The sequence below is a fragment of the Tuberibacillus calidus DSM 17572 genome, assembly GCF_000430685.1.
Lineage (GTDB): Bacteria > Bacillota > Bacilli > Bacillales > Sporolactobacillaceae > Tuberibacillus > Tuberibacillus calidus.
The window spans coordinates 1-16,241 of the sequence record NZ_AUMM01000065.1; the positions used below are offsets into that span (position 1 = coordinate 1).

Here is a 16,241-nt window from a genome sequence, read left to right on the forward strand (position 1 = left end):
CATATTCAAAGCACTGGATGGTTGGATAAGAAGAAGGTTGCGCATGATACGCTGGAAAGAATGGAAGAAAGTTCAAACCAAGTACAAGAATTTGATAAGACTTGGCATTAAGCGAGGTAAAGCATGGGAATGGGCAAACACAAGAAAGGCGTATTGGCGAATAGCCAAATCCCCTATCTTGCATAAAGCCCTTGGTGAACAATACTGGATTCACCAAGGGCTGAAGAGTCTATTCAATCGATATCAAACGATGCGTTGGACTTAAATGAAACCGCCGTATACGGAACCGTACGTACGGTGGTGTGAGAGGTCGGGGGTTAGTCACCCCCTCCTACTCGATTTGGTATGAAAGTTGATCATTTTTCAGTCCAGCTTAAGGGTAACTAAGAGGCAGGGGGCATCGCGAACGGTTTGACTGGGACATGCTGATAAAAACCCGTAGGCATAATCATTAACCGTTCGCATAGATATGTAGTGATATCATGCGGAAAGGGTGAGAAACATGTCCCAATCATCAGGTCAAAGTCTGCAGTTTACGATTAACGAATCCGTATGGCTTAGGGACGGGGAAAAAGCAGAAGAAATACTGTCCATGGCGCTGGAACCGGACATCACTATAGAGGAAAACCCACAATATGTAACGATTAAAGGCGCTTTGCGGCTAAGTGGCGAGTACAAGCCGACCGCTTCAGACGATACGGACGAAACGGTAGAGGATTACGGAAGACCATCGTATCGAACGGTTGATGAGGTGACTGAAACCGATGTCGGCACAGTCCTTATTGAACATCGTTTTCCTGTCGATATAACGATCCCGACGGGGCGCATTGCCGATATTGATGACCTTCTCGTGACGGTCGAATCCTTTGATTACCATCAGCCCGATAAAGGGTGCATCCAGCTGGAAGCAGAAATCACGATCTCTGGGCTCGTCGATGACCGGAATGCTGAAGAGCCTCCTGCCACCGAAAGTGACGTTGATTATGATCCGACAGAAGTTGTGCAGTATGAAAGTTACAGGGAACCAGAAGTTGAAGAAGTTACTGAAGAGCCACAAATAGAGTTAAATCAACGGTCGGACGGAGCGATACCGCATCATATTTTTGAAAACTTTTTTGATGAAGACCCTGAGGAAGAGGAACCGGACAGCCGTTACGAGGAAACACCTTCAGGAACAGAAGGGGAATCTGATGCCGTCCATCCGTATCTCCCACTGGAAACTGAGACGATACCGGTTGGAGCGGATGCCTCAGAGAATGAAACAACAGATTCCGATGAGGAGGCGGTTGTCCACACAAAACGGCGCGATGAAAATGCCTTATATCTAACGAAGATGCTCACCAATTCCGAAGATCAATTTACAAAAATTAAAGTCTATATCGTACAGAATGGGGATTCATTGGAAAAGCTTTCCCATCGTTATGAAGTACCTGTGACGACCATTCTAAGACGGAATCGGTTGGAAAGTGATGAGATTAGTGAAGGGCAAGTCCTTTACATTCCGGTTTCTAATAAAAAATAGGTGTTAAGGTTGACTCGGGATGGGCCTGTCTGAGTGCAGGACCATATATGAGAAAGGCCGTTTGCCATGACCTTCGATATATGGTATTGCTGTTCAGGCCGACCGCTGGACTGGGAGTCAACCTTTTCCTTTGGTCAGAATGCGGGAGGTGGCGGCATGGTGGTCCACCCAAAACACATTCAACAAGTATTAAAACAATACGGCTTGTATTCGGATCATGCTTTGCAAATTGGGGAAGTATATAAAATCATAACACCACGAGGCAGCTTTATGCTGCATGCGTTAAAAAGCGGAGACGAAGCGGGTTTTTTAGAAGCCTTAGCGGTATTAGATCGGCATCGGATCGCCCATTTACCCATTTATTTTACGCTTGATGGGACGCCTTTTGCAAAAACAGAAGGTGGGAGTTATTACTTGACCCCTTGGATCGAAGAAAATGTGAGACATCCTTATGAAAAATGGGAGCGAATCATTGCCAAACTCGCCGTTCTTCACCGAAAAACGAAAACAGCGCTTCCGTCTGGTGCGGCGTATGAACGACCCGACGTCCGTTTTGACATCATGGAAATTTTTATGGACAAAGCGGAACACCGGGTGTATCCGTCACCTTTTGAGCAAAGAATTTTTTTACTTTATAGCCGGATTCGCGGGGATGCCGAGCGAGCGGAATCCTTATTTGCTGAAGGCCAGGATGCTGAAGGTCAGGCCGTCTCTTTTTGCATGAGGCGGGTCTCTTGCGCACATGTTATCGTTTATAATGGTGAAACTTATTTTCTGGATTTCACTCAGGCGGAATGGCGGAGCCCGGTTTCGGACTTGGCGGATTTTTTTCGTGCCGAAAAGCTTTCATCGGAGTGGATGATCCGGCTCTATGGACAATATCAAACCGTTAACCCTTTGAGCCGAGAGGAAAAAAAGGCGCTCTTGGCCAATCTTTTGTTTCCGACACCTTTTTTAAAATTGATCGCGTCCTATCAATCGCAATCACCGGTGCGTGAATTAAAATTCATCACCGACTTGCATGTCCTTTGTGAAAGAAGACAAGATTGGCAGGCATTTTTTTCTTTTTTAGAAAAAGACATCGCTGAGTCAGATCCAGCGCTTCAAGAAACAAATGTAGAGGCCGACCAAGACGATCAAAACGACGACATCGAAAGTCGTCGGCCAGAAAATAGCACGAATCATTTGGAAAACGGCAAGCGGTAAGACAAACACTTCAAAACCGTCTCGCAATCTGCGCAACCAAGGTGGCCAGCGGTAGTACTGATTCCATTTCCAACGGTTCATAGCGACTCCCTCCGTGAGAGCATTCTTAAAATATTTTATGGAAACGTTCCAGTGGATGTGCATATGTTACGGGAAAGCCGGATATGCTGTGTAACAGTTGACGATTCGGTGATTAATCGCTAAAATGGAAAACAAACAATTGGAAAGCGTGCGTTGACGGGGAAGAGTACGATCCTCAACCTATCAGAGAGAGAAACCCAAAGGCTGTGAGGTTTCTTTAGGAAGAGTTCGGAAGGTCGCCCCTGAGCAGTTTCGTGTGAAAAATCCTTTTTGGATTGACTAGCCGAAACCGGCCGAAAAGCCGTTATCCTTTTGAGTGTGCATAAAGTCTTTTTATGCAAACAAAGGTGGTACCGCGGAGCGTTCTTCGTCCTTTTCGAAGAAGGCTTTTTTTATTTGCACAGCTTTCCAGTATGAAAAACGGAGGGAAAAACATGACGGATCCACAACAAATGCCAACCAAATACGATCCGGTCGCAACCGAAGCGAAATGGTATCCCATTTGGAAGGAGAAGGGGTATTTTACGGCCGGAAAAGATCAAACGAAGCCCCCGTATACAATTGTGATACCACCGCCGAACGTTACGGGTAAATTGCATTTAGGCCATGCGTGGGACACGACGATGCAAGATTTACTCATTCGTTTTAAACGGATGCAAGGCTATGATGCTCTGTATTTACCGGGAATGGATCACGCTGGGATTGCCACTCAAGCGAAGGTCGATGCCAAGCTTCGTGAACAGGGGACGAATCGTTACGAGTTGGGCCGAGAAAAATTTTTAGAAGTAGCTTGGGCATGGAAAGCGGAGTATGCTGAATTTATTAGAAAACAATGGGCAAAACTTGGCCTTTCGCTCGATTATACAAGAGAACGGTTTACATTGGATGAAGGGTTATCCAAAGCTGTTCGCGAAGTGTTCGTCCGCCTGTATGAAAAAGGGTTGATTTACCGCGGCGAGTACATCATTAACTGGGATCCTGAAACGAAAACAGCGCTTTCTGACATAGAGGTTATTTATAAGGAAGTTCCGGGTCACCTTTACCATCTGCGTTATCCGCTCGCCGATGGCTCTGGTTATATTGAAATCGCGACAACCCGGCCGGAAACGATGCTCGGTGATACGGGGATTGCTGTTCATCCGGATGATGAAAGGTATCAACATCTCATCGGTAAAACCGTCATTCTACCGATTGTCGGTCGGGAAATTCCGATTTTCGCTGATGATTATGTCGATATGGAATACGGTTCGGGTGCGGTAAAAGTAACACCAGCTCATGACCCGAACGACTTCGAGATGGGCAACCGCCACAATCTGGAACGCATCCTCATCATGGATGAGGCGGGTGTCATGAATGAAAATGCTGGAAAATATCAAGGTTTGGACCGGTTTGAATGCCGCAAGCAAATCGTAAAAGATCTTGAGGCGCAAGGTGTTCTGGTCAAAATCGAGGACATCGTCCACTCCGTTGGCCATTCCGAGCGCTCTGGCGCTGTCGTCGAACCCTATTTATCTACGCAATGGTTCGTCAAAATGAAGCCGCTCGCTGAAGCTGCGCTCGTATTGCAGAAATCGAACGATAAAGTGCGGTTCGTTCCAGAGCGCTTCGAACAAACCTTTTTCAATTGGATGGAAAACATCCGTGACTGGTGCATCTCACGCCAACTTTGGTGGGGACACCGCATTCCCGCATGGTACCATAAAGAGACCGGTGAAATCTACGTTGGTATGGATGAACCGGAAAATCCCGAACTATGGGAACAAGACGAAGATGTTTTGGATACGTGGTTTAGCTCTGCTCTCTGGCCATTTTCAACACTCGGGTGGCCGAATGAAGAGGCGCCTGATTTTAAACGATATTTTCCGACGAACACCCTTGTCACTGGGTATGACATCATCTTTTTCTGGGTTGCCCGCATGATGTTTCAATCGGTGGAATTTACGGGGAAAAAGCCTTTTAACGATGTGCTGCTTCATGGTCTCGTTCGCGATGCGGAAGGGCGGAAAATGAGTAAATCCCTCGGCAACGGCATCGACCCGATGGATGTCATTGATAAATACGGAGCGGATGCGTTGCGCTTTACCTTGGCAACCGGAACGACGCCGGGGCAAGACTTGCGTTTCCAATGGGAAAAAGTAGAGGCCAACTGGAATTTTGCCAATAAAATCTGGAATGCCTCCCGTTTTCTCATAATGAATTTAGATGGCTTTACAGCCGATGACATCGATTTGTCGGGTGAAAAAACCGTCAGTGATCGTTGGATACTGTCGCGGCTTGCAGATGTCATAGAACAAGTCACTCACCATTACGAGGCGTATGATTTTGGTGAAGCGGGTCGGAAGTTGTATGCGTTCATTTGGGATGATTTCTGCGATTGGTATATTGAAATGGCGAAAATCAGTCTATACGGAGACGATGAAGCTGCGAAGAAAATGACGAAATCCATTCTCGTTTTCGTCCTTGACCAAACGCTTCGCCTCTTGCATCCGCTCATGCCGTTTGTGACCGAGGAAATTTGGCAACACCTTCCTCACCGCGGCGAAACGATTATGCTGAGTGATTGGCCGAAAGCCGATCCCGCATGGCGAGACGCGGATGCTGAACGCGACATGGCGCTTCTTCAAAATATCATTCGCTCCGTTCGAAATATCCGTGCGGAAAAAAATGTGGCCCCATCGAAGCCCGTTGATTTATTCATTAAGCCAGCGGGTGAACGGGAACAAAGGACGTTGGAAGAAAATCAAAGTTACCTTCAACGCTTCTGTAACCCAAACGTATTGACGATCGATCCGTCTCTGAGTGCTCCGGATAAATCCATTTCGGCTGTCGTCACGGGTGCGGAGCTGTATCTGCCACTTGCCGGGTTAATCAACATTGAAGAAGAGCTTTCGCGGCTTAAAGCCGAATTGAAAAAATGGGAAGCTGAAGTCGAACGCGTTCAAAAGAAACTCGCGAACGAAGGGTTTGTAAAGAAAGCGCCGGCTGCCATCGTTCAAGCAGAACGCGAAAAAGAAAAAGATTATCTAGATAAAAGAGCAAAAGTTCAAGAGCGCATTCGGGAACTTGAAGCTTAATCCCGAAGGCACCAAGGCGATGGAGTCTCCGTCGCCTTTTCCTTGCTCGCTTACAGTAAAATTTGTTAATAATAGTGGTTAAAAACTCTTGTATCGATTTCCATATTTTCGGAGGGATAAAGATGTTACATACTGTGCAAGAAGCCGTTGATTGGATCGAAAAATGGGATAAATTTAGTATTAAACTAGGACTTGAGCGAATGGAACGCCTCATGGAAGCTTTAGATCATCCGGAACGCCATAGCCGGGTGATCCATATTGCCGGGACAAATGGCAAAGGGTCAACGGCTACCTATATATCAAGCATGCTGCGTGAAGCGGGGTATACCATTGGGATGTTTACATCTCCGGCTTTAACGCGTTTTAATGACCGTATATCCGTCAATGGGGCGGTGATTAGCGATGAGGATCTCTTGAAAACTGTAAATTTGGTGTATGAAGCGGTTGAAAGTTTGGAAGGCACTGAATGCGGCGCGCCGACGGAATTTGAGGTAATGACGGCGATCGCTCTAGTTTATTTTGCTCGCTTTGCCGCTTGTGATTTTGTCATCATGGAAGTCGGTCTCGGCGGGCGACATGATTCCACAAATGTGGTTCTACCCATCATCGGTGCGATAACGAACATTGGAACGGATCATGTCATGCAACTCGGTCCGACGATCAAAGATATTGCCCGGGAAAAAGCGGGGATTATGAAATCGAGCATGCCGACCGTGACGGGAGCTTATGGCGAGGCATTGACCGTCATTGAAGAGGCGGCGAAAGAAAAACATGCGAAATTATATCGACTCGGGCGGGAATTTCGGATCGAAAACATTGAGCCGCTAGCCGATGGGGAGCAGTTTACGTTTATTTCACCATTTAAAACATATGAAGCCCTGCAAATTTCCATGTTTGGCTCACATCAGGTGCATAATGCTGCAGTCGCCTTGATGGTCGTGGAATATTTACATTACTATTTTGCCCTCGATCTATCCGAAGAAGACATCCGGAAAGGATTAAAAAAAGCCAAATGGCCGGGGCGTTTTGAAATCCTGTCGCACGACCCGCTCGTTATTTTGGATGGCGCACATAATTTGGAAGCCATGCAAGCGCTTGTGGAGACGGTTCAAAAGCATTTTCCAAAACGCCATGTGAAAGTCTTGTTTGCGGCCGTCAAAGATAAAGATCACCGTGCTCTCCTGAATACATTGTCCGAGCTGACTCAAGACATCACTTTAACGAGCTTTGAAAATCCACGAGCGATTTCGGCAGATGCATTAAAAACCTATTTGCCTAATGCTCGACTCGAAGCGGATTGGCGTAAGGCGTATGAAGCCCTTAGGAATAACCTTGCAGAAAACGAGCTTTTAATCGTTACGGGTTCATTGTACTTCGTTTCTGAAATTAAGCGGCTTGATTAGAAAGCATAGGGCAAGTTAAAGGTGAAACTAATTTTAAAAATATAAATTTTTCGCGATAGATTGTTAATATTTTCATGGAAATTTGGTAAAATAGTTTTAGGTAGGAACACCTAAAAAGCTAGAGGGATGACGCTTTCGATTCTTTAGGGGTGGGGGAGAATGTGACATGCAAGCGCAAATTCGCCGTGTGATTTGGCTTTTAGCAGCAGTCATATGGCCGCTGACGTTTCTTTTAACTTGGGTGATTGCACCGCCAAAAATTGATGGGACGATTTGGCCGGTCATTGGCATGGGCGTTTTAATGATCCTGATCTCCCTTTCCTCTTTTAAAGTAAAAGAAACGAATATTTTTGTGGTAGGCGGCCTGTCCCTTGCAGCTTTTCTCATCTATGGCGTCTTTGTCGAAATGGTTTTAATGCAAATGGCCCTTTTTACCGGTATGTTAAAACGACGGTTGGCTAAGGAAGAATGGTTTCGTTATGCCTTCAACATGACGATGTTTATCCTAATGTCCGCATTCTCTGCACTCGTCTTTTATGCGCTGGGCGGCGAAACAGGGGTAGCGCAGGAAGTAAGCTTCAAGATATGGCCGACATTGGGATATGTGCTGACATCGTTTATTTTAAATCAGACCATTTTATACTATTTTTATAAAGTTTATTATGGTACTGGGGAATTGTTCGGTAAAGATGTGTTAGTAGAATTGATCAATACCGCGGTCGTCTCACCGATTGGCGTCATTTTCTACTTTATCTATATTCAACTGGAAAGCCTGTCCATTCTCATCATGGCCGTGCCCATTGTGACGATGGCGATCATTTTCTGGTTGATTAATAACAGTTATGAACTGAATGATCTATTGCGAAAAACGAATGAAGCTGGCAGTCAATTGGCGGAAAAACTGAATGTTCAAGAAATCCATGAGATGTTCTTTAGCCATCTCAACAAAATTTTAAAAACAGATTATGTGTTTATCTTGCAAGCTGAAGAGGACTCACGCCATTACGCCATCAAGAGTTACTTTATTTGCCCACAGGTTTTGGAGGAATACCGAGTGTCGGCGGAAAGAAGCGTTCGCTGGCCGACCGAACTGACGAGAAAAAACTTTTTGGCCGGGACACGAAAGGATTGGCGCCGCCTGTTGAAAGGTTTTTTGCCGGTAAGTGCACAATCTGTGCTCGTCATTCCGACACACCGCCATCAGGATACCCTTGGCGCCGTCGTTTGTGCCTCTGAGAAACGCCGTTTATATGGCAAACAACATTTAATGGTTCTTGAGATTTTAACGAACTTTTTCTTCATTGCGATCGAAAATGCCGAAAGCTACGAACGAAAAAAACGGGAAAGCGAATGCGATCCGCTCACAGGTCTATACAACTATCGCTATTTCACGAAACTTTTGGAGACCCAATATCAATTGGCGAATGGCAAGCCATTTTCCATCGTAATGATTGATTTAGACCACTTTAAACTAATTAATGATACATATGGTCACGAGAACGGAAACATCATCCTAAAAGAAGTTGCCAAGCGGTTGTGTGCCATCATCGGAGACCGCGGAACGGTAGCGCGCTACGGTGGGGAAGAATTTATTTTGCTTATACCTGATACTGGAAGCCAGTTATGTTATGAAATGGCTGAAGAAATCCGCCAGCGCATATCGAGCGAACCTTTCCTCATCACGACAAGCGGCGACCACAAACGGCTCGTGCATGTGACGGCAAGCATTGGCCTTGCGACTGCTCCAGGCCAGGGAGAAGATCCTCTTTCCCTTATTCGCAATGCCGATCGAGCGATGTATGCTGGAGCGAAGCAGCGCGGCCGCAATCGCGTGGCCACTTATATCGGATAAAACATGGACCGCTACCTTTCATGAAGAAGCGGTCTTTTTTCATTCTGAATCCCTGATATCCTTTTTTGTCCATATTCAAACGTTTATGTCGAAAAGAATTTTCCTGATAGCGACAAATGTCTTGTCCATTTTCGGCCGGGCGGTGCTACCCTTAAAAATTAGAACAGATGGGAAAGGAGCGCTCGTCCTTGACAAAAACCCGCAAAAATCAAGAGGATGTCATCGTTACATTTAACGGGAAAAACCATAGGCTGACAGATTGGATGAAAAATGAAAAAGCTGCGGTCGATGACGATGCTTCTTTAAATTGGCGCAAAGTGTTTGAGGAACATACCCCAAAACCCGACAACAGTGAACCGGCTCCGACTGGATTTGTGCCTTATAAAAAGGTAAAAAAGAAGCGGCTCCATAAACCCAACTATGGATTCGGTCAGCTTTTTAAAATGTTTTGGATTCCGTTTTTATCGGCTGTTGTTGTCGGTCTAGGCATTGGGTTTACCGTACTTCTAATGTTTTCGGATCATAAAACCAACCATGCCAAAGCTCCGGAAGCCCCAGAGGCTGTTGCGACGAGTGCTGAATTGAAAGTGAATACGTTGGATGGGACCCCTTTTTCCATGACTGTTCAAGTGCTTCAGGAAAATTCCTATAAAACAGAAGCCGGAGCCAAGGAAGACTTAAGCCAACTGAAAGAAAATGAAAAGCCGGGGGCCGTCTTAAAAGAAAACGGCAATTATAAAGTCATCGTTGGTCTAGCCAAAGATGAGGTCACCCGAAAACAATTGGCGAATACATTTGGGGGAATGGCTCTTTACGGCAAAGCCTTCTCTTTCTCACCGAAAGCTGTAAGAACATCCCAACAGGTTGGTGAGTTTTTAATTGATGGGAAAAATCTCATGATGGCGATGGTCCCTTTATCGACAGAAAAAGCGCTCGGGAAGAAAATTGATGACACAAAACTTTCGGTGCTTAATGAAAAACTGAATCATTGGGCGGCGATCGATCAATTAAACGTTACAGGTTCCCTTAAGAAAGATTTAACTTTTTTTAGAGGTGCCGTCGAATCGGCATACAGCCATTTGGAAGGTAAAGACGACCCCGATTCTGCTCAACAATCTTTATTAGATGCTTTGGCGAGCTATCAAAAAATTGTTACGGCCTTAAATCCTTAACTATCATCGAACTTTAAGAAACCTTTTCTAATTTTTTGTGGTGAATGTCATAAAATCACATCTTTTGACGAAAACTTTCTCGAAAGGTCTTGTGCCCACGCGCCGGAATTTCATATAGTGACAATGTTCGCGGCATTTGCTATATTGTAGATATAAGTCGAAACACTCCGCACGCGACTTCCCGCACAAGGCCCCTCTTTTCAACATCAAGCTCTTCTACCAATTTTTCCCGGGATCAAATAACGACATAATGAATGGGTTTACACCTGCACGCGAAAACGACTTCGTTTGGTCGTTGGTTATTCGTCACGTGCGGATGTCGTCGGCTGAAAATCATGCTTTTATCAAAGGAGGATTTTAGTTTGACGGAACCCGCACTGATGATTCGTGATGTCCCGAAAGAAGAAAGGCCGCGTGAGAGACTCATTAAGGAAGGAGCGAACAAACTTTCAAACCAAGAACTGTTATCCATAGTCTTGAGAACAGGCTATAAGGATGAATCCGTCTTGTCTCTTGCAGGAAGAGTGTTGCACAAGTTTCAGGGGCTGAGAATGCTAAAGAGCGCGACTGTGGAAGAACTGCAATCAGTGAAAGGCATCGGCTTGACGAAGGCGACACAAATCATTGCAGCATTAGAACTGGGAATTCGTCTAGCCTCGGAAAGGCCGGAGGAACGGTATGTCATCCGTTCACCACAAGATGGTGTCAAATATGTCATGGACGAGATGCGGTATTTGTCACAAGAACACTTTGTTTGTTTATATCTCAATACGAAAAACCAAGTGATTCATCGGCAAACCATTTTTATTGGGAGCCTCAACGCCTCGATCGTTCATCCCCGCGAAGTGTTTCGAGAAGCCTTACGCCGTTCGGCGGCCTCTCTCATTTGTTTCCACAATCATCCGAGTGGCGACCCCTCTCCGAGTCAAGAAGACATCGAAGTAACCAAGCGGCTGGTCGAATGCGGATTTTTAATAGGGATTGAAGTATTGGACCATATTATTATTGGAGATCAAAAATTTGTCAGCCTTAAGGAAAAAGGTATTGTTTAACACTATTTTTTTTCACAGATTTAAGCTATAATTTTAGTCATGAGTTTTTCGACATGAAGGGAGTTTACATACATGTTTGGCGGATTTACTAGAGATATGGGCATTGACTTGGGTACAGCCAATACCTTAGTTTATGTGAAAGGAAAGGGTGTCGTGGTTCGTGAGCCATCAGTCGTTGCGAAGCGCATCGACACAGGCACGATTGAAGCCGTGGGGAATTCAGCGAAGAACATGATTGGCCGTACACCAGGCAATATCGTTGCTCAAAGGCCATTGAAAGACGGTGTTATTGCAGACTTTGAAACAACAGCCACCATGCTAAAATATTTTATTGCACAGGCGACCCGAGGCCGGTCCGTGTTCTCAAGGAAGCCAAACGTGATGGTAGGTGTCCCTTCCGGCATTACCGCCGTTGAGAAAAGGGCTGTGGAAGATGCCACAAAGCAGGCTGGTGCTAAGGAAGCTTTTACCATTGAAGAGCCGTTTGCAGCGGCAATTGGCGCCGATCTTCCGGTATGGGAACCAACCGGTAGCATGGTAGTCGATATCGGCGGTGGCACGACGGAAGTCGCCATCATCTCTTTAGGTGGCATCGTGACGAGCCAATCCGTGCGGGTCGCCGGTGATGAAATGGATGAGGATATCATCCACTATGTGAAAAAAACGTATAACCTCATGATCGGCGAGCGCACGGCTGAACAGCTGAAACTGCAAATCGGTTCGGCAGGTAAGCCCGATGTTTATGAAGACATGGAGATTCGTGGGCGCGACCTTGTTACGGGGCTTCCGAAAACGATCACAGTGACTGCGGAAGAAATCTCTGAAGCTCTGAGCGATACGGTCAACCAAATCATTGATGCCGTTAAAATCACTTTGGAGAAAACACCACCGGAACTTGCAGCTGATATCATGGATCGCGGCATTGTATTAACCGGCGGCGGCGCTCTTCTTCGGAATTTGGACAAAGTTCTGAGTGAAGAGACGAAGATGCCTGTAATTATTGCTGATAACCCACTCGATTGCGTGGCGATCGGCACGGGACGGGCGCTGGAGAGCTTACCGCTGTTAAAATCAAAAGCGGGAATCACCTCTCGGTCCGGATCCAAGTAATGAAGTAGGTGCTTTCGATGCCCGGTTTTTTTAATAAAAAACTGATCATTTTATTAACCAGCCTGATTTTGCTCGTGGCATTAATCGGATTTTCCCTTAAAGAACGAACGAAGTTATCGTGGCCGGAGCAATTCGTGCATGACACGGTCGGTTGGTTCCAATTTGTTTTCAATAAACCCGCTCAATATGCAGCGGGTTTATTTGAGAACATCGAAGAAATTCGAAATGTTTATAAAGAGAACAAAAAGCTTAAAGCTGAATTGCGCGATTATGCTGAACTCCATGCCAAGTATTATGACTTAAAGTCAAAATATGAGAATTTGGAAAAACAATTACACGTCGATGCTTTAAGCGCAAGCAAAGCCCATATTGCCCCTGTGATTGGCCGTTCCTTTGACCAATGGAATCAAATGATCATCGTCGGTAAAGGCAGTCAGTCCGGCATTCAAAAAGGCATGGCCGTTCTTACACCGGAAGGCTTTATCGGGCGCGTCACCTCTGTGTCCCAATTTACAAGCGAAGTCACGCTTATTACTGACCCGTCTGATAATAATCAAATTTCTGCTTTTGTCGTGACAAAAGGCGGGAAGAAATATAATGGCATGATCGAAGGCTACGATCAAAATAAACATGTGCTTCTGCTGAAAAAACTGCCGATTGACGCCAAAATTAAAAAAGGCGATTTCGTCATGACCTCCCGGCTTGGCGGTGTTTTTCCTGATGATTTGCTAATCGGCAAAGTCGTTTCTGTAAAGCCCGACCCATACGGCTTGACAAAAGTCTGTGAGGTTGAACCCGCTGCCGATTTTAATAACATCGACTATGTGGATATCATCGAAAAAACATCTCTGAGCCCAAATGGGGTGGACACACCATGAAAACGGTGAAACTTTTTCTTGTTCTCTTTATTTTTTTTATTTTACAAGGAACCGTCATGCAGGTGTTTTCACCAGCCTGGTTTGGCCTTCACTTTGTGAGTGTCCCGCATTTTGTTTTAATGGGCACGATCATGGTCGGGTTGTTTTATGATCGCACACAAGCGGTTTGGTATGGCCTTTTTTTTGGCTTTTTGATCGATTTGATCTATACAAATGTTTGGGGAGTTTACGCTTTTTGCATATCGCTGACAGCGTACGTGCTTTCCTACCTCGCCCGCGTTTTTCATCTTTACTTAATTATTGTCTTTTTCATAGGACTAGCCGGTGTGATGTTGCTGGAATTGGAAGTTTACGGGATTTACGGATTAATAGGAAAAATCACGATGGGGTTTTCGGACTATCTGAAGTGGCGATTCATGCCGACCCTCGTCGTCAACGGCGTGTTCTTACTCATAACTTTTTTTCCTTTCAGGCGTTTATTGCTGCGGATGGCATTGGAACAAACCGACGAATGATAAAAGATAGGTCATGACTGTTTTTGCTGGAGAAAGTATGACGATAGATGGATAAAACGCTTTTTATAAAAAAGGAAAGTGCCTCTTCTTTGTCGAATAGATAAATAGATGCACTAATGGCTTTGTATCGATTTTAGGGGTGAAGGCATTTATGAGCTATCAACGACCGCCGGTAATGATTAAGGGCGTCAAAGACGGCCTGATCCTGAAACTAGATGACCAATGTTCTTATGATCAGCTGATTAAGGCGCTTAAGAATAAATTGGCGGAGCGTCGGCATCATTACGTGGACGGTCCGCTCGTCTCCGTTAAAGTGGTTTGTGGCAACCGTTTTTTAAATGAAAAGCAGAGAGAAGAAATACAATCCGTTATCCGCTCGGAACAAAAATTATTTGTTGCCGAGATTGAATCGAATGTGATGACAAAAGAAGAATGCGAAACACGCCTCAAACAAGCGCAGCTGAAAGAAGTCGTTCAAATTGTCCGTTCCGGTCAAATTTTACATATCGAAGGTGACGTTTTGCTCATCGGCGATGTCAATCCCGGAGGTAAGATCATCGCCGGTGGCAACATTTATATACTAGGGGCGTTGCGCGGCACAGCCCACGCGGGTTACGGGGGCGCGACCGATAAAGTGATTGCCGCTTCTCTCATGAAGCCTACGCAGTTAATGATCGGCGACGTCATGAATCGGCCTCCGGACCAACCCGATGAGGAACCGCACTATATGGAATGTGCGTTTTACGATCCTGATCAAGACCAGATTGTGATTGATCGTTTGCAATCTTATTTTAGAAAAAACAGTGTTGAAAATAAGATGTTGCTTGAAGGAGTGAAACAGGCATGGGGGAAGCAATAGTCATCACATCGGGTAAAGGCGGCGTCGGCAAAACTACAACAACAGCAAATATCGGAACAGCACTTGCATTACAAGGGAAAAAAGTTTGTTTGGTGGATACGGATATTGGTTTGCGTAATCTTGATGTCATTATGGGATTGGAAAATCGCATCATTTACGATCTTGTCGATGTTGTCGAAGGCCGTTGCCGCTTGAACCAAACCTTTATAACTGACAAGCGCTTCGATTGTCTCAAACTTGTCCCAGCCGCCCAATCCAAGGATAAAAGTGCCGTGGAACCGGGTCAACTCAAGAATATCATTGACGAACTAAAGCGCGATTTCGATTATGTCCTTATTGATTGCCCGGCCGGTATTGAACGCGGATTTAAAAATGCGATTGCCGGTGCCGATAAGGCCATCGTTGTGACGACCCCGGAAAAATCAGCGGTCAGGGATGCCGACCGAATTATTGGGCTTTTAGAGCAAGAATCACACATTGAACCGCCGAAACTCATCATCAATCGGGTGCGCAACCATATGATGAAATCCGGTGCCATGCTTGAAATTGATGAGATCCTTGATGTACTCGCCATCGATTTACTCGGCATCGTCATTGATGATGAAGAGGTCATTGCTTTCGCGAATAAAGGTGAACCCATTGCCTTAAATCCCAATTCTAAAGCGTCCCTTGCCTATCGCAACATCGGACGCCGCATCCTTGGCGAAAGCGTCCCGTTAATGTCTTTGGAAGAAAATAAAGGCTTTTTTACAAGAATGAAAAAACTGTTGGGCATGCGTTGAGTCGCCTTGCAATGTATACGGATGAATCATGAACTTTTCGGATTCATCCTTTTTTTCTTGGTAAGAATGTCTCGCATTTTCGGATGATCATAAAGGTAATGAAAGCTCCATTTTCGCCAAATAGCTTAGACTGAGCACTTAAGTTTTGGAACGACGGACCAAAAGAACGCGCATTCTTCTACCTTTATTTACCACTGAAAATCCCATTGATCATTTCCCACGCGGGTGCTATAATGAAGAACGTTGCTCACGATATCGGCAGCTATAAACGGAGAATGAAGTTAACCATCTAAAAAAGATGGTTGACAAACAAAATTGATTTTGTTATTGTATAAGAGTTGCTTCTCGGTAAAATCAAACAAAAAAGTTATTGACAAACCGAGGGCGATTGCTTATAATATAAAAGCTGCTTCTGATAAGAAGCATCAAGTTTGATTCAAGATGTATCGTTCCTTGCTTAAAACATCTTTAAATAAAAGGATGTTTCTCGCAAGTCATAGCGATATCTCGATGTATCGTTCCTTGAAAACTGAACAAAAGCCAAGCGCAAACTGTAAAAAGGGCAACCTTTTACAAGACGCCAAGGATTTAAACAAACGTAAGAACTTTAAGCTGAATGTTCAGCTTCATGATATCCGGTGTCCCGAGACACCGCTTTTACGGAGAGTTTGATCCTGGCTCAGGACGAACGCTGGCGGCGTGCCTAATACATGCAAGTCGAGCGCGTGAAATTCG

Annotated in this window: 13 protein-coding genes, 1 rRNA gene and 1 other annotated feature; all 14 genes read left to right on the forward strand. The window is 45.2% G+C overall.

The genetic code is table 11. The annotated features are described in order from the left end of the window. A partial coding sequence (locus H532_RS18880) for a group II intron maturase-specific domain-containing protein (protein WP_027724514.1) occupies nt 1-265 on the forward strand: 265 nt, incomplete at its 5' end. A gap of 237 nt (nt 266-502) precedes the next feature. After that, entirely contained in the window at nt 503-1,522 is a 1,020-nt protein-coding gene (gene spoVID, locus H532_RS0113025; protein ID WP_027725843.1) for a stage VI sporulation protein D, read from the forward strand. 156 nt (nt 1,523-1,678) lie between these two features. Continuing rightward, nucleotides 1,679-2,728 carry a protein kinase family protein gene (locus tag H532_RS20430; RefSeq protein WP_027725844.1) on the forward strand — a complete coding sequence of 350 codons (1,050 nt, stop codon included), beginning with the start codon at nt 1,679-1,681 and terminating at the stop codon, nt 2,726-2,728. Between the two features lie 225 nt (nt 2,729-2,953). Then, nucleotides 2,954-3,187: a binding site (T-box leader), on the forward strand. Between the two features lie 56 nt (nt 3,188-3,243). Next, nucleotides 3,244-5,883 carry a valine--tRNA ligase gene (locus tag H532_RS0113035; protein ID WP_027725845.1) on the forward strand — a complete coding sequence of 880 codons (2,640 nt, stop codon included), beginning with the start codon at nt 3,244-3,246 and terminating at the stop codon, nt 5,881-5,883. 122 nt (nt 5,884-6,005) lie between these two features. Beyond that, nucleotides 6,006-7,286, forward strand: coding sequence for a bifunctional folylpolyglutamate synthase/dihydrofolate synthase (locus H532_RS0113040; protein ID WP_027725846.1), 1,281 nt, complete (start codon nt 6,006-6,008; stop codon nt 7,284-7,286). Nucleotides 7,287-7,452: 166 nt separating this feature from the next. Further along, on the forward strand, nt 7,453-9,138 hold the full coding sequence (locus H532_RS0113045; RefSeq protein WP_027725847.1) for a GGDEF domain-containing protein: 1,686 nt from the start codon (nt 7,453-7,455) through the stop codon (nt 9,136-9,138). 188 nt (nt 9,139-9,326) lie between these two features. Next, nucleotides 9,327-10,310, forward strand: coding sequence for a hypothetical protein (locus H532_RS0113050; RefSeq protein WP_027725848.1), 984 nt, complete (start codon nt 9,327-9,329; stop codon nt 10,308-10,310). Nucleotides 10,311-10,690: 380 nt separating this feature from the next. Then, on the forward strand, nt 10,691-11,362 hold the full coding sequence (gene radC / locus H532_RS0113055; protein WP_038112472.1) for a RadC family protein: 672 nt from the start codon (nt 10,691-10,693) through the stop codon (nt 11,360-11,362). Nucleotides 11,363-11,434: 72 nt separating this feature from the next. After that, a complete protein-coding gene (locus H532_RS0113060) occupies nt 11,435-12,472 on the forward strand; it encodes a rod shape-determining protein (RefSeq protein ID WP_027725850.1) in 1,038 nt (345 codons plus the stop codon). Between the two features lie 17 nt (nt 12,473-12,489). After that, nucleotides 12,490-13,350, forward strand: a complete 861-nt coding sequence (mreC, locus tag H532_RS0113065; RefSeq protein WP_027725851.1) for a rod shape-determining protein MreC — start codon at nt 12,490-12,492, stop codon at nt 13,348-13,350. Then, nucleotides 13,347-13,865 carry a rod shape-determining protein MreD gene (gene mreD / locus H532_RS18885; protein WP_051263338.1) on the forward strand — a complete coding sequence of 173 codons (519 nt, stop codon included), beginning with the start codon at nt 13,347-13,349 and terminating at the stop codon, nt 13,863-13,865. Before mreC ends, mreD begins: the two co-directional genes overlap by 4 nt. 151 nt (nt 13,866-14,016) lie before the next feature. Next, on the forward strand, nt 14,017-14,724 hold the full coding sequence (minC, locus tag H532_RS18890; RefSeq protein WP_051263339.1) for a septum site-determining protein MinC: 708 nt from the start codon (nt 14,017-14,019) through the stop codon (nt 14,722-14,724). Continuing rightward, entirely contained in the window at nt 14,709-15,506 is a 798-nt protein-coding gene (gene minD / locus H532_RS0113080) for a septum site-determining protein MinD (protein ID WP_027725852.1), read from the forward strand. Before minC ends, minD begins: the two co-directional genes overlap by 16 nt. A 656-nt stretch (nt 15,507-16,162) precedes the next feature. Further along, nucleotides 16,163-16,241: ribosomal RNA gene (locus H532_RS20720) — 16S ribosomal RNA — on the forward strand; the annotation flags it as partial.

Coding starts and splice junctions, on each gene's coding strand:
- spoVID (WP_027725843.1), top strand. CDS start 503: ATGTCCCAATCATCAGGTCAAAGTCTGCAGTTTACGATTAACGAATCC.
- H532_RS20430 (WP_027725844.1), top strand. CDS start 1,679: ATGGTGGTCCACCCAAAACACATTCAACAAGTATTAAAACAATACGGC.
- H532_RS0113035 (WP_027725845.1), top strand. CDS start 3,244: ATGACGGATCCACAACAAATGCCAACCAAATACGATCCGGTCGCAACC.
- H532_RS0113040 (WP_027725846.1), top strand. CDS start 6,006: ATGTTACATACTGTGCAAGAAGCCGTTGATTGGATCGAAAAATGGGAT.
- H532_RS0113045 (WP_027725847.1), top strand. CDS start 7,453: ATGCAAGCGCAAATTCGCCGTGTGATTTGGCTTTTAGCAGCAGTCATA.
- radC (WP_038112472.1), top strand. CDS start 10,691: ATGATTCGTGATGTCCCGAAAGAAGAAAGGCCGCGTGAGAGACTCATT.
- H532_RS0113060 (WP_027725850.1), top strand. CDS start 11,435: ATGTTTGGCGGATTTACTAGAGATATGGGCATTGACTTGGGTACAGCC.
- mreC (WP_027725851.1), top strand. CDS start 12,490: ATGCCCGGTTTTTTTAATAAAAAACTGATCATTTTATTAACCAGCCTG.
- mreD (WP_051263338.1), top strand. CDS start 13,347: ATGAAAACGGTGAAACTTTTTCTTGTTCTCTTTATTTTTTTTATTTTA.
- minC (WP_051263339.1), top strand. CDS start 14,017: ATGAGCTATCAACGACCGCCGGTAATGATTAAGGGCGTCAAAGACGGC.
- minD (WP_027725852.1), top strand. CDS start 14,709: ATGGGGGAAGCAATAGTCATCACATCGGGTAAAGGCGGCGTCGGCAAA.